The sequence below is a fragment of the Humibacillus sp. DSM 29435 genome, from assembly GCF_001758225.1.
Classification (GTDB): Bacteria; Actinomycetota; Actinomycetes; order Actinomycetales; family Dermatophilaceae; genus DSM-29435.
Genome location: NZ_MAST01000035.1, coordinates 1 through 12,934, shown reverse-complemented (window position 1 = coordinate 12,934; position 12,934 = coordinate 1). Strand labels below are relative to the sequence as shown.

10 protein-coding genes are annotated in these 12,934 nt (G+C 68.4%); 6 read left to right on the top strand and 4 right to left on the bottom strand.

What is annotated here, in order from left to right:
- The coding region (locus tag BA895_RS17900) for a cbb3-type cytochrome c oxidase subunit I (RefSeq protein WP_175442375.1) at window positions 1-1,017 on the top strand (1,017 nt) is incomplete at its 5' end.
- Window positions 1,018-1,211: 194 nt separating this feature from the next.
- Here the strand turns inward: BA895_RS17900 and BA895_RS17895 are convergent.
- The 3 genes from BA895_RS17895 to BA895_RS17885 form a co-directional block, all read right to left on the bottom strand.
- Window positions 1,212-1,517: a UBP-type zinc finger domain-containing protein gene (locus BA895_RS17895; RefSeq protein ID WP_070193262.1), complete on the bottom strand. Its 306-nt coding sequence runs from the start codon at window positions 1,515-1,517 to the stop codon at window positions 1,212-1,214.
- 96 nt (window positions 1,518-1,613) lie between these two features.
- Window positions 1,614-3,275 carry an MFS transporter gene (locus BA895_RS17890; protein WP_070193261.1) on the bottom strand — a complete coding sequence of 554 codons (1,662 nt, stop codon included), beginning with the start codon at window positions 3,273-3,275 and terminating at the stop codon, window positions 1,614-1,616.
- Between the two features lie 138 nt (window positions 3,276-3,413).
- Entirely contained in the window at window positions 3,414-6,125 is a 2,712-nt protein-coding gene (locus BA895_RS17885) for an AAA family ATPase (protein WP_070193260.1), read from the bottom strand.
- A 388-nt stretch (window positions 6,126-6,513) separates the two neighbouring features.
- Between BA895_RS17885 and BA895_RS17880 the strand changes: the two genes are divergently transcribed.
- The 4 genes from BA895_RS17880 to BA895_RS17865 all read left to right on the top strand — a co-directional run bounded on the left by BA895_RS17880 (window position 6,514) and on the right by BA895_RS17865 (window position 11,412).
- Complete coding sequence (locus BA895_RS17880) at window positions 6,514-8,856, top strand: nitric-oxide reductase large subunit (RefSeq protein ID WP_070193259.1); 2,343 nt, start codon at window positions 6,514-6,516, stop codon at window positions 8,854-8,856.
- Window positions 8,853-9,512, top strand: coding sequence for a hypothetical protein (locus tag BA895_RS17875; RefSeq protein ID WP_070193258.1), 660 nt, complete (start codon window positions 8,853-8,855; stop codon window positions 9,510-9,512). Before BA895_RS17880 ends, BA895_RS17875 begins: the two co-directional genes overlap by 4 nt.
- Before the next feature lie 53 nt (window positions 9,513-9,565).
- Complete coding sequence (locus tag BA895_RS17870) at window positions 9,566-10,300, top strand: SPFH domain-containing protein (RefSeq protein WP_083283515.1); 735 nt, start codon at window positions 9,566-9,568, stop codon at window positions 10,298-10,300.
- Between the two features lie 170 nt (window positions 10,301-10,470).
- Window positions 10,471-11,412, top strand: a complete 942-nt coding sequence (locus BA895_RS17865) for an MBL fold metallo-hydrolase (protein ID WP_070193256.1) — start codon at window positions 10,471-10,473, stop codon at window positions 11,410-11,412.
- A gap of 251 nt (window positions 11,413-11,663) precedes the next feature.
- Here BA895_RS17865 and BA895_RS17860 read toward each other — a convergent pair whose 3' ends face one another.
- Window positions 11,664-11,942, bottom strand: coding sequence for a GlsB/YeaQ/YmgE family stress response membrane protein (locus tag BA895_RS17860; protein WP_070193255.1), 279 nt, complete (start codon window positions 11,940-11,942; stop codon window positions 11,664-11,666).
- Window positions 11,943-12,118: 176 nt separating this feature from the next.
- On the opposite strand from BA895_RS17860, the gene BA895_RS17855 reads away from it, so the two are divergent.
- The gene (locus tag BA895_RS17855; protein ID WP_070193254.1) at window positions 12,119-12,775 is read left to right on the top strand and encodes a response regulator transcription factor; all 657 of its coding nucleotides are present in this window, start codon (window positions 12,119-12,121) and stop codon (window positions 12,773-12,775) included.
- Window positions 12,776-12,934: the final 159 nt, after the last annotated feature.

The following is a 12,934-nucleotide window of genomic DNA, read 5'->3' as shown; positions in this document are numbered from 1 at the left end:
CTGGGCGGTGACCGACGGTTCGGCATGCACATCTTCGACGCCGAGAACAGCGGGGCCATCCTCTGGCAACACCTGTTCTGGTTCTTCGGCCACCCGGAGGTCTACATCATCGCGTTGCCGTTCTTCGGCATCATCAGCGAGGTCATCCCGGTCTTCTCCCGCAAGCCGATCTTCGGCTACAAGACCCTGGTCTTCGCGACGATCGCCATCGCGGCCCTTTCGGCCAGTGTCTGGGCCCACCACATGTACGTCACCGGCCAGGTGCTCCTACCGTTCTTCGCCGTCATGACGATGCTGATCGCGGTTCCAACCGGCGTGAAGTTCTTCAACTGGATCGGCACGATGTGGGGCGGCAAGGTCGTCATGGCCACCCCCATGCTCTGGGCCATGGGCTTCCTGGTCACCTTCCTCTTCGGTGGTCTGACCGGCGTCATCCTCTCGAGCCCGGCGCTCGACTTCCACCTCTCCGACAGCTACTTCATCGTCGCGCACTTCCACTACACCGTGTTCGGCACCGTGGTCTTCGCGATGTTCTCCGGCTTCTACTTCTGGTGGCCCAAGCTCACCGGTCGCATGCTCGATGAGAAGCTCGGAAAGATCCACTTCTGGATGCTCTTCTTCGGCTTCCACATCACTTTCCTGATCCAGCACTGGCTCGGCATCGAGGGCATGGCCCGTCGCTACGCCGACTATCTGCCGGCAGAGGGCTTCCAGCTGGCCAACCAGATCTCCAGCTGCGGCGCGTTCCTGCTCGGCGCCTCGATGATCCCCTTCACCTACAACGTCTGGCGCACCTGGCGCTATGCACCCCTCGTCGAGACCGACGACCCCTGGGGCTACGGCGGTTCGCTCGAATGGGCCACCTCGTGCCCGCCGCCGCGGCACAACTTCACCACCTTGCCCCGCATCCGCTCCGAACGGCCGGCGTTCGACCTCCACCATCCTGAGGCCGCCCCTCCCATGGGCCCACCCCCCGACCCGACCACACTGGACGAGGTCACGCGCCGCCAAAGTTGACGGTTGTGGGCCGGTAGCAGCAAGTCGGCCGCGAACGTGACCCGCAACGACGGCACCAGCACCCACAGAGACTTCCTGTTTCGTGGGCGACGAAGCGGGCCCCTTCCTCGCGGGGAGGTGATGTCGCGCGGTTCACGCGGTGTGGCGTCGGGACCCGGAGTGTCAGAGCCCCGAGAGGCGCCAGGGGAAGGGGCTCACGGGTGGCTCGGGGAGGCCGGAGCATCGTCGATCTCGAAGAACAGCTCGTCGGGATAGCACCACCACCAGTCCTCCCCCGGTTCGTAGGAGCGGATGATCGCGTGGTCGCGGTGCGCCGTCCAGTGCGCGGTCGCATGACGGTTCGGCGAGCTGTCGCAGCAACCGACCTTCCCGCAGTGCATGCACAGGCGCAGGTGCAGCCAATGCCCGCCTGTCCGCAGACAGTCCTCACACCCCGGCGACGACGGTTCGACGTCGGCGACCGTCGCCAGGTGGGTGCACTGCACGTCGGCTCGGTTCATCGTCTCGTCCGTTCCAGATCGGGCGGCGGGTTCCGCTCGGCACCAGCCTGTCGTCGAGCGCCTCGCGTCGAGTCCCGTGACGCGCGTAGTCGGCCGTCAGACGCGGTCGACCGCCACGAAATGCTGCACGACCGGGTCCCCGACGGCGAGGTCACGAGCGAGAGCCAGCAGGGCGATGTCGTCTCCGGTGTGGCGAGACTCGTGCTGACTGAGGTGCTCGCGCCACGACCCGAGCATGAACGCCTCCACCAGCTCGGCCGGGTGCTCCAGGTCGGTGTAGAGCTGCCACTCGCGCGCTCCGGTGCGTCGTCGACTGCGCTCCACCAGACGCATGTGGGCGATGAACTCCACGCGGCGGCTCTCCGGAACGGCGTAACGCACCAGTACGAGGGTGTGGCCCGCACCGGTCACGGGCGTCATCTGTCCGGCGAAGTCACCATCGTCCATCGTGGCGTGACCCTCGAGATCGTCCGGCTCACTCACGGTGACGGTGGGCAGGTCGGTGAGCGGCAACGCCACCACAGCCCGGTCCCGGTCGGCCGTCGTGAGCAATGGGCGCACCAGTAGCACCCCGCCACTGAGGATCGCGAGAACACCGGCCAGGGTCACGGTGACGGGGACTCCGATCGCAGTGCCGAGGGCGCCTGCGATGGCGGAACCGAGCGCGGTGCAACCGAAGAGCGTGACCTGGTAGACGGACAGTCCACGCGCGCGCACCCAGCTCGGCAGGAACGACTGAACGACGCCGTTGATGGTGGCGATGACCCCGATCCAGGCCACCCCGACGACGACGAGCACCACCAGGGTCACAACCATCGAGTGCGAGCGCGAGACGAGCGCCATGCCCGCGCCGTAGACAAACGACGAGACCGTCACGATCATGCTCGTACCGAGCCGGCGCCGGGCCGCGTTGATGACGAAGGCTCCGACGATGGCGCCGGTGCCGACCGCGAAGAGCAGCAGTCCGTACCCGTTCGAACCGACGCGCAGCTGCGTGCTCGCGATCACGGGCAGCAGCGCCCAGAGCGCGTTGGCCGGAATCATGAACAACGCCAGCTGCACGTACAACCGCCGGACCACGCCGGCGTAGCGCACGTAGCGCAGGCCCGCCCGGGCAGCATCGAGGAACGGTTCCGCCCGCTGTCGTGGCGGGCGGTAGTCGCGCCAGGCGACCAGCACGACGAGGAACACGGCGAAGGAGGCGGCGTTGACAGCGAAGACGAAGGGCACCCCCAACCGGGCTATCGCGATGCCCGCGACAGCCGGGCCGACCGCCCGGGCGATGTTGACGCCGATCGAGCTCAGCGTCGCGGCATCCGGGATCAGCGGACGCGGCACGATCTCTGGGACGAGCGCCATGTAGGCCGGCAGCTGCAGGGCGTTCGCAGAACCGATCAGGAAGGTGGCCACGAGGAGCAGCGCCGGGGTCATCTCGCCTGCCGCCGTGAGCGCGGCGAGACCGACCCCGACACAGACCTGGAAGGCCTGTACCCCGATCAGCAGACGTCGCCGGTTGAACAGCTCGCTGATCACGCCGGCCCCCAGCCCGAACAGCAGCACGGGCAGGGCCGCCGCCGTCTGCACGAGTGCGATGAGGGTCGGCGAGCTCTGGTTGTCGACCAGGAACCACTGGGCGCCGACGGTCTGCATCCAGCTGCCGATGTTGCTCACGACGGCCGCGATCCACAGCCACCGGAACACGGTCAACCGGAGCGGGGCCAGCGCGGATCGGGCCGCAGCGGGTGCGGGTTCACTCATGGGTTCTGCTCCAGACTCGCGAGAAGCCGCCGGCGACGCGACACCCATCGTCGCCGTCGAGGGCGCGGGTCGAGTCCCGTACCTCGCGTAGTCAGCCCGCGAACCGACGACCCGCGATACGACAGAACAGCGGCATCCTCACCGGGTCTGGATCGACACCGGCAGCGCCTCTCGCAGGCGGCGACGCGAGGTGATGCCGAGCTTCCGGTAGACCTTGCGTAGGTGGTAGTCGACCGTGCTGGCGCTGACGTAGAGGCGCTCCGCGATCTCGGCGTTGGTGGCTCCGGCCGCCGCGGACCGCGCGATCTGCAGCTCTTGGGGGGTGAGATCGTGATGGGTGTCGGCAACCCGGCGACGCGCCCGCTCGCCGGTGGCGGCCAGCTCGATACGGGTCCGCTCGGCGAAACCCAGGGCGCCCATCGCAGTGAACGCCTCGAGCGCTGGGCGCAGCTGGGCCCGGGCGTCGACGCGCCGGTTCTCGCGACGGAGCCACTCGCCGTAGAGCAGCTGCGACCGGGCCCGGTCGGCGACCATGGGGGTGCGGCCGAGGTGGTCGAGCGACTGCCGGTACTCGTCCTCCGTCGTTCGCCGCTCACCCAGCATCGCTCGACAACGGGCCGCGCGGCCGAGAGCCCAATGCGTGCCGCTGGCGTCGGCCTCGGCCACGAGCTGCTCGTAGGCAGGGCGCGCCACCCCCGGGGTGCCGAGGTGCGTGGCCGCTTCGATCAGCTCGATCGGGGCCCAGGCCCCGCCCGTCGGTTCCCGCAACGACGCCTGGGCACTCGCCAGAGCCAGCTCGTAGCGGCCGTGGCCGTTGTGGAACACCGCCCGGCTGTAGTTGCCGAACGCAATGACATTGCCTTCCCCCCGGTCGCTGCCCTCGGCGATGACTCCGTCGATGAGGTGCTGGGTGTCATGCTCGCTCGCAGTCCACGCCGCGATCAGCAGCCGCACGTAAGGGCGTGGCGGAACCCCGGCGACGGCCACCACATCGTCGTGATCGTTCATGAGAGCGGCCGCGGCAGCGAAGTCGCCCCGGAGAGTGAGCAGGCCCGCGAGGAACTCCAGGCCCACGGGCAGGTGGGCCAGGGCCGCCGACTGTCGCGCCGTCGACACGGCTCGCCGGGCCAGCACCTCCCACGACTCGTCGTCGCACAGGTAGATGCACATCCGCAGGGCGGTCCAGATACACGGGCTCTCAAGATCGTTCCGGACGTGGGCGATGCCGGCCTTCAGCGCCTCGATGCCGGCCGCCCCGCCCTTTAGCTGGCGGGCCGCGACCCCGTCGAGCAGGAGGTCGACCGCACGCGGCGGGTCGGGAGCCCTGGGCGCCGCCAGGGCCGCCCTTGCCACGTCGTCGAGCGACCCGGCCGTGCTGAGCCGACCGGCGAACCCGGCAGCCTCGAACGCGTCGAGGTAGGCCTGTCGAGCGGCCAGGGGGTCGCTGGTCTCGAACCAGCGCGCCGCCTCGAGGTAGAGACTCACGGCGTCAGCCCCTCGCACGGTGAGGAAGCTGATCTGGGCCCGCAGCGACTGCACCTGCCCGCGACGCAACGAGTCGGCGGGACACCGCTCGACGAGCGCGAGCAGGTCGAGCGCGTCGTCGAACTCGCTCGCCGTGACGGCGGCGACGGCGGCAGCCAGGGCGCGCGTGCCACGCCGGGACGGATCAGGGGTCAGCATGGCCGCGCGCTGCAGAAAGAGCGCGGCCGCCCGAGCCCCACCCCGGCTGAGGGCGCGGTCGGCCGACCGCTCCAGGGCACCCGCCAGCGTCTCGTCCGGTCGGGTGGCCGCCCGGGCCAGGTGCCAGCTGTGGCGATCAGGTTCGGCGTCGGCGTCGATCGAGTGGGCCAGCGCACGGTGCACGCGCTTCCGGTCGCTAGGTGGGGCCTCCCGGTACACGGTGGAGCGGATCAGCGGATGCCGGAAACCGACCACGTCGCCGATGCGCAGCAGCTCGTCGCACACCGCCGGTTCTGCTGCGGCCTCGTCTATTCCGAGACGAGTGGCCGCCGACCACAACAGCCCGACGTCGCCGGTCAGGTCGGCCGCCGCGACGAGCAGCAGCAGTCGGGTGTCGGGCGGCAGGGCGGTGATCCGCCCGGCGTACAACCGCTCGACGGGTGTCCACTCGGTGACGTCGCCGAAGTCGAGGTAGCCGGTGGCCAGCCTCGTGCGCTCGATGCCGTCGCTGACCTCCTCCAGCACGAGCGGGTTGCCTCGCGACTCGAGCAGGATGCGGCGGATCATGGCTTCGTCGAGCAACCCGGCCCGGCGGCGCAGCAGCTCGGCCCCGACCGCGTCGGGAAGCGGGCCCAAAGTGAGCTCGTCAAGGCCGTCGAGCTCGGGTACGCGGTGGGGTCGGCGCACGGCGTAGACCATCGCCACCGACTCGGCGTGCAGGCGTCGACTGGTGAAGCCGAGGGCCTGTCTCGATCCCCGGTCGAGCCACTGAACGTCGTCGACAACACAGAGGATCGGCTGCTTCTGCGAGGCCTGCGACAGAGCAGTCAGCAGAGCCAGTGCCACGAGAAACTGGTCGGGAACGGGACCGTGGGCGTGACCGAGCGCGACCTCGACCGCGGCAGCCTGAGGGCCCGGCAGGTCGATCGCGCCCGTGTCGAGCTGGCTCCACAGCGCACCGAGGCCGGCCAGCGGGTACTCCATCTCCGACTCGATGCCGGTGATGCGTACGACCCGAAACCGCTGGGCCCGTTCTTCGGCGTAGCGCAGCAGAGTGGTCTTACCGAGGCCGGTCTCACCGGTGACGACCAGAGACCGGCTGCGACCGGAGAGCACGTGGTCGAGCAGGCTCTCGACCTGCGCCCGCTCGCGCTCTCGACCGAACATCGCTGTTGCTCATCCCTTCGCGTGGCCATCGGGAGAAAACGGCGCAGGTGCCATCTGGGTCCACTGACCACGGATCGGCACCTTCCGCCCTCGACTCTACCGCCGACGCCAGGCCGAGACGGGGCTCGGAGGCTGCCCGCCTGAGCGCCTGCATGAGCTCTACCTGGGCTTCCTTGCGCGCCGGGGCGCACGTTTGCGGCATCCGCGCGTCAGACCCGGTCGAAAGTTCGGGACTTTAGACCTCTTACCCCCGTTTGCGGCTGCGCCCTAGGTTGCGTTGACATCAGATGTCGCCGGCGTACTCGCCGAAACCCGGTAGCTCCTGGCGGTGCGCCGCCGACCACTCATCGGGCCCTGACCCGGCATCTGCCACTCGAAGGGGAGCCTGATGGCCACCGACACCACCTCCGCCCAGCAGGCCCCGGAACCGCCTGAGACGCCTGTGCGACGGCCGATGCTCATCGGCAAGGGCTGGGTGCAGGCGGTCGCCATCGTCATGCTCTTCGGGTTCTTCGTCATGGGAATTCTCGCCTACCGCACGTACACCGACTCGATGCCGCAGCCGGTGAAGGTGGTGGCCGCTTCCGGCTCAACGGTGTTCACGACGGAGGACATCACGGCAGGGCAGGAGCTGTTCCAGGCCCGGGGACTGATGCAGTACGGCTCGATCCTCGGTCACGGCGCCTACCTGGGTCCCGACTTCACCGCCGACTACCTGCGCCGCTCGACCGAGATCGCTCGGTCGCAACAGGTCGCCGCCGGCACGCCGGACCCGAACGGGGCAGTCGTGCAGGAGTACCGCACCAACCGTTACGACGCCGGCACCGGCACGCTCACCTTCACCGACGGTCAGGCCAAGGCGTTCACCGCCCTCAAGGCGCACTACGCCCAGTTCTTCGGGCTGGACTCGACGGCGAACGGACTGGTGCCGCGGGTCATCACCGACCCGCAGCAGATCCACCAGCTCACCTCGTTCTTCGCCTGGACGGCCTGGGCGGCCGCCGCCGAACGCCCGGGGCACTCCTACTCGTACACCAACAACTGGCCCGCCGAGCCGCGTGTCGAGAACGGGCCCACGGCTGACGTCATCGTCTGGAGCGTGCTGTCGCTCATCGTGCTGCTGGGCGGCACCGGAGCCCTGTTCGCCGTCTACGGTCGGTGGAGCCGCGACATCGGCTGGCACAGCGCCGAAGCGCCGATCATCGCGTTCCGCCAGCCCGGTACGGTCGGGCTGACGAAGGCCCAGCGAGCCAGCGCGTGGTTCTTCTTCGTCATCGCGCTGCTCTTCGTCGCCCAGACGCTGCTCGGCGCCGCGGCCGAGCACTACCGGGCCGACCTGCTCTCCTTCTTCGGCTTCGACCTGGCGCAGTGGCTGCCCTACAACCTCGCCCGAACCTGGCACCTGCAGCTGTCGTTGTTCTGGACGGCCGCGGCGTTCCTGGCCGCGGGAATCTTCCTGACCCCGTTCATCGCCGGCCGCGAGCCACGGCATCAGCACACGCTCGCCTATATCCTGCTCGGCGCCGTGGCCGTGGTGGTCTTCGGCTCGATGGCCGCCGAGGCACTCTCGATCCACGGAGTCTCGTGGGCGAAGGGCCCGCTCTTCGCACAGCAGTGGGAGTACCTCGACCTGCCCTTCGTCTTCCAGTGCCTGCTCGTCGCGGGCCTGTTCATCTGGATCGCGATCATCTACCGCGGCATCCGCGGCCGGCTGAAGCGAGAGTCCAAGGGCAACATGCCGTGGCTCTTCTTCTTCTCGGCCCTGGCCATTCCCGCCTTCTACGCGGTGGGCCTGCTGGCCCGCACCGACACGACCTTCTCGGTCGCCGAGTTCTGGCGGTTCTGGGTGGTGCACCTGTGGGTCGAGGACTTCCTCGAGCTCTTCACCACGGTGATGGTGGCCTACATCTTCGTCATGCTCGGCGTCGTGCGCGAGAAGATTGCGCTCGGGGTGATCTTCCTCGACGTGATCCTCTACTCCGCCGGCGGCGTGATCGGCACGATGCACCACCTCTACTTCTCCGGGACGCCGGTGGAGCACATGGCGCTCGGCGCGTTCTTCTCGGCGGCAGAGGTCATTCCGCTCACGTTTCTGACCGTTGAGGCATGGAGCTTCCTGCAGCTCGGCTCTCGGCAGGAGTCGCGCTCCGGAGCACCGTTCCCGCACCGGTGGGCGGTGATGTTCCTCGTGGCCGTCGGCTTCTGGAACTTCCTCGGCGCCGGGGTCTTCGGCTTCTTGATCAACCTGCCGATCGTGTCGTACTACGAGATCGGTACCGCCCTGACCGCCAACCACGCACACGCCGCGATGATGGGGGTCTACGGGATGCTGGCGGTGGGCCTGGCCATGTTCGCGCTGCGCTACCTCATTCCCGCCGACAAGTGGCCTGACAAGCTGGCCAAGATCAGCTTCTGGTCGCTCAACATCGGCCTGGCGTGGATGGTCTTCGCCACGCTGCTGCCGCTCGGCATTCTGCAGCTCTACGAGTCGGTGGGCAAGGGCTACTTCGAGGCGAGGTCGCTCGGCTTCATCACCACCCCGGGCAACGCTCTGCTGGAGTGGGCCCGGCTGCCCGGAGACGTCGTGTTCATCGTCGGCGGCGCCCTGCCGTTCCTGTGGATCACCTGGCTCGGCCTGCGCAACTTCCGCACGGGCGAGACCGTGACGGAGCTGCCGGAGGACGTGCTCTTCACCGAGCTCGTTCCCGAGCCGACTCGGCCCCGCGAATGACGAGGCCCTCGGATGCCGCTCTGCTCGTGGCGCTCTACGCGGTCTTCCTGCTCGGGGTCGCCTACAGCTTCGACCGGTTGGCCCGTCGCACCTCCGCTCGCTCGGCGAAGTGGCGCACGGGGTCGTTCACCTACCACGCCGACCATGACGCGTGGCTCTGCCCGGAAGACCAGTGGTTGTGGCCGCAGACGTTCGACCCCGACCAGCGGGTCATGCGCTACCGGGCCAAACCGACGGTCTGCAACGCCTGCCCGGTGAAGAAGAGCTGCACGAGCTCACCGAACGGGCGCGAGGTCACCCGCGAGGTCGACCCCTGGCCGCACTCGGAGGCAGGTCGGTTCCACCGCGGGATCGCCTGCTGCATAGCGCTGTTGGCCGTCGTGCTGCCCGCCGGGATGCTCCTCTCCGGCCCGGGGGTCAGCGACACCTTGCTGCTGCTGATGACCGTGGCCACGGCCGTGGCGGCCGGCATCCCGCTGGCCCGCCACCTGTGGCGCACCCCCTCCGGGTTTCCCGAGCAGGTGCCCCACGTGCGGGCCGGGGCACCACCGGTGACGGACGACCGGTTCGCGACCCGCTGGGGGTCGTTCAGCGTGACCGACGTGAGCGGCAGCAGCCGCCTGCGCCGCACCGAAGAGGAAGGCAAGCACTCGTGACCTGGACTGTCATCGCGGTCATCGTCGTGGTCGTGGTGATCGTGCTCGCCGCGATGTCAGTCAAGGTGCTGCGGGAGTACGAGCGCGCGGTCGTCTTCCGGTTCGGGCGGCTGCGACCGTTGCTCGGCCCCGGCCCGCACCTGCTGCTGCCGCTGGTCAACCAGCTGGTGCGTGTCGACCTGCGGATCGTCACGCTGACCATCCCGCCTCAGGAGATCATCACGCGCGACAACGTGCCGGCGCGGGTCAACGCGGTCGTGCTCTTCCAGGTGCTCGACCCCGAGAAGTCGGTGATGGCCGTCGAGAACTTCGCGGTCGCCACCTCGCAGATCGCCCAGACCAGCCTGCGCTCGGTGCTCGGACGGGTCGAGCTCGACACCCTGCTCGCACACCGCAGCGACCTCAACGAGGACCTCCGGGCCACCATCGACATTCAGGCCGTGCCCTGGGGGGTCAGCGTCAAGGTGGTCGAGATCAAGGACGTCGAGATTCCCGAGTCGATGCAGCGGGCGATGGCGCGCGAGGCCGAGGCCGAACGGGAGCGTCGCGCGAAGATCATCAACGCGCACGGTGAGCTGCAGGCGTCGGAGGAGCTGCGCCAGGCCGCCGACACCCTCAGCCGCAGCCCGGCATCCCTGCAGCTGCGCTACCTGCAGACCCTGCTCGAGCTCGGCGCCGACCAGAACTCCACCGTCGTGTTCCCGCTTCCGATGGACATCATCGGTCCGTTCATGCAGAAGTTCACCGGCGCACCCGTCGCCCCGCCTCCCGAGAACCGCTCGCCCTGAACCCGTAGGTTCTGGGCTCGCGCCCTGGCGACCCACATCGACATCCGCGTGGCCGGCGAGGGGCCCTCTTGGACCTGGTGGACCGCGCACCCTTCCACCGATCTGTCACCGACCACCTGAACGTCCTGAAGTCGGCTGCGCCTCGCAGCCGACGGCCTAGCGTGGGAGCCATGAACTCCAAACCCCTTCAAGCGCTCGACACCGACGTGGCGTGGATCCACGGCTCACCTCCGGGCCACGGGCGGACCGACCCCAGCCTGCAGGTGCAGACACTTGGGCCGGGCACCGTGCTGATGCGCCAGAGCAAAGACCTCACGTACGAGGCCCCGTTTCTTCTTCTCCTGCTCGGCAGGTCGCGCGCCCTGCTCGTTGATTCTGGCGCCGTCGACGGAGCGGTGCTGCGGTCGACCGTCGACCACCTCGTCGCCAGCCACCTGGCCGAGCGCGCCTCCGGAGCCGACGCCCCGTACGAGCTGGTGGTGGCGCACAGCCACGCTCACGGTGACCACATCGCAGGCGACGACGCCTTTCGAGAGCGGCCGCACACCACCGTCGTCGGAACCACGGCGCCCGCCGTGGGCGCCTTCTTCGGCATTCTCAACTGGCCCAGTGAGATCGGGCAGCTCGAACTTGGCGGCCGCACCGTCGACGTCATTGCGATCCCGGGTCACGAGGAGTCGTCCATCGCGGTGTACGACCGCACCACCGGGTTGCTCCACACCGGGGACACCCTCTACCCCGGTCGAATCTATGTCGAAGATCCTCCTGCCCTGAGCGACTCCCTCGAGCGCCTCGTCGAGTTCGCCGGCACCCACGAGGTCACCCGACTGCTCGGAGCTCATGTGGAGATGACCACCACCGCCGGGCGCGACTACCCCCTGGGCTGCCGGTACCAGCCCGACGAGCCGTCACCTTTCATGCCGCCCCATCAGCTGCAGGAGGCGCGTGACGCGTTTCGTACGGTGGCGCATCGGACCGGCATCCACCACTTCGACAATCTCATCTTCTGCGTCGGGAACGGTCCACGGGTGATCGTGCCTCTCTACGCGCGAGGGGTGATGGACCGGGCCCGCCAAGCCGCTCGACGAAGGTATCGGCGTCCTCCGCGGTGACCGCTTCGATCTCGAACCGAAGCGCACGGAGGGCTCCCGGCAATACTCCGGACGTGCCGCCTCGGGCGACCCAGCAGCTCGTCATTCTGAACTCTGGACGCTCCGGCTGGTAGCGGTTGGCGGTTCTGGGTACGACCCCTGTGCGGATCCGCACTGAGTAGAACGGTGGTGGGGTCGTAAGCAGCACGGCCCCACCACCTGACTCACCCGTTGGCGACCCACCCATCTTCAGTGGGCAGCCGGAGATCAGCTCAGCGGCTGACGGAGCGGCGACCGCCCACGCGGTTCCAGATCAGCAGGGCGATGATCGCCCCGATGACCGAGCCGATGATGCCGGCCGGCTGCAGGAGCCCGTCAGCCGAGTCCTTGCCGAAGAGCAGGAAGCCCAGGAAGCCACCCACGAACGATCCGACGATGCCCAGCAGGATCGTCATCGGGATCGACAGGTCCTGCTTGCCCGGAACGATGAGACGAGCCAATGCGCCCGCGATCAGACCTACGACGACCGCACTGATGATGGTGCCCAACATGATGAATTCCTTTCGTTGACGATATTGACTGGGTCCAGACTCTCACCCCTAGGGCGCTACCGGCACACCCCTAGGTGGGTTTATCGTCGAGAGATGAGACCTGCCCCTCGATCCCCCGGTGGAAGCGGCCGCCGCAGCGGCCGGAGCGCCAACCCGTACACCGTTCCGGTGCCCGCGTGAGCAAACCCATCACCATCGCCCTGGTCGACGACTACGACGTCGTGCTGCTCGGAGTGGCCCACATCATCGACCGTTACCGCGACCGGGTTCTCATCGCCGAGATCGATACGAACAAGCCCCTGCACGACAGCGTCGACATCGTGCTCTACGACTCCTTCGCCCAGCCCGAGTCCGACCACGACGAGATCGGGGTGCTCGTCAAGAATCCCAACGCCCGACACGTCGTCGTCTACACCTGGACCTTCCACCCTGACCTCATCGAGCGAGCGAAGGAGCAAGGGGTGCGCGGCTACCTCTCCAAGGCCCTGCCCGCGCGCGACCTGGTCGCCGCCCTCGAACGAGTCCACGCCGGCGAGCTCGTCATCAGCGACCCACCGGGGCGGGTGCGACCCAACCCGGGCCTGGACTGGCCCGGACGTGGCGAAGGCCTCAGCGACCGCGAGTCCGAGATCCTGGCCCTGATCACGCAGGGCCTCGGCAACGCGGAGGTGGCGACCCGCACCTACCTCTCCCCCAACACCATCAAGTCCTACATCCGCACCATCTACCGCAAGATCGACGTCGCCAGCCGCACTCAGGCCGTGCTCTGGGGAGTCGACCACGGCTTCTCCCCCGACCACCGCCGCATCGACCACTGGCGCGGAGGCCCGTAACCGGCCCATGAACCCGCCAGCTGCTCACGGCCTGCAGTGATCGGATTCCACTGATGTGAGGAGAGATTCGTGGGCTCAACGTCTGGCGCAAGCTGACCAAATCAGGTAGAATCGAACACATGATCGATAGTGCGAGTGGGGTGACGACCGGGGAGCTTG

Bases quoted from the DNA above. Each gene is read 5' to 3' on its own strand.
- BA895_RS17895 (WP_070193262.1), bottom strand. From the start codon at position 1,517: ATGAACCGAGCCGACGTGCAGTGCACCCACCTGGCGACGGTCGCCGAC.
- BA895_RS17890 (WP_070193261.1), bottom strand. From the start codon at position 3,275: ATGAGTGAACCCGCACCCGCTGCGGCCCGATCCGCGCTGGCCCCGCTC.
- BA895_RS17885 (WP_070193260.1), bottom strand. From the start codon at position 6,125: ATGTTCGGTCGAGAGCGCGAGCGGGCGCAGGTCGAGAGCCTGCTCGAC.
- BA895_RS17880 (WP_070193259.1), top strand. From the start codon at position 6,514: ATGGCCACCGACACCACCTCCGCCCAGCAGGCCCCGGAACCGCCTGAG.
- BA895_RS17875 (WP_070193258.1), top strand. From the start codon at position 8,853: ATGACGAGGCCCTCGGATGCCGCTCTGCTCGTGGCGCTCTACGCGGTC.
- BA895_RS17870 (WP_083283515.1), top strand. From the start codon at position 9,566: ATGTCAGTCAAGGTGCTGCGGGAGTACGAGCGCGCGGTCGTCTTCCGG.
- BA895_RS17865 (WP_070193256.1), top strand. From the start codon at position 10,471: ATGAACTCCAAACCCCTTCAAGCGCTCGACACCGACGTGGCGTGGATC.
- BA895_RS17860 (WP_070193255.1), bottom strand. From the start codon at position 11,942: ATGTTGGGCACCATCATCAGTGCGGTCGTCGTAGGTCTGATCGCGGGC.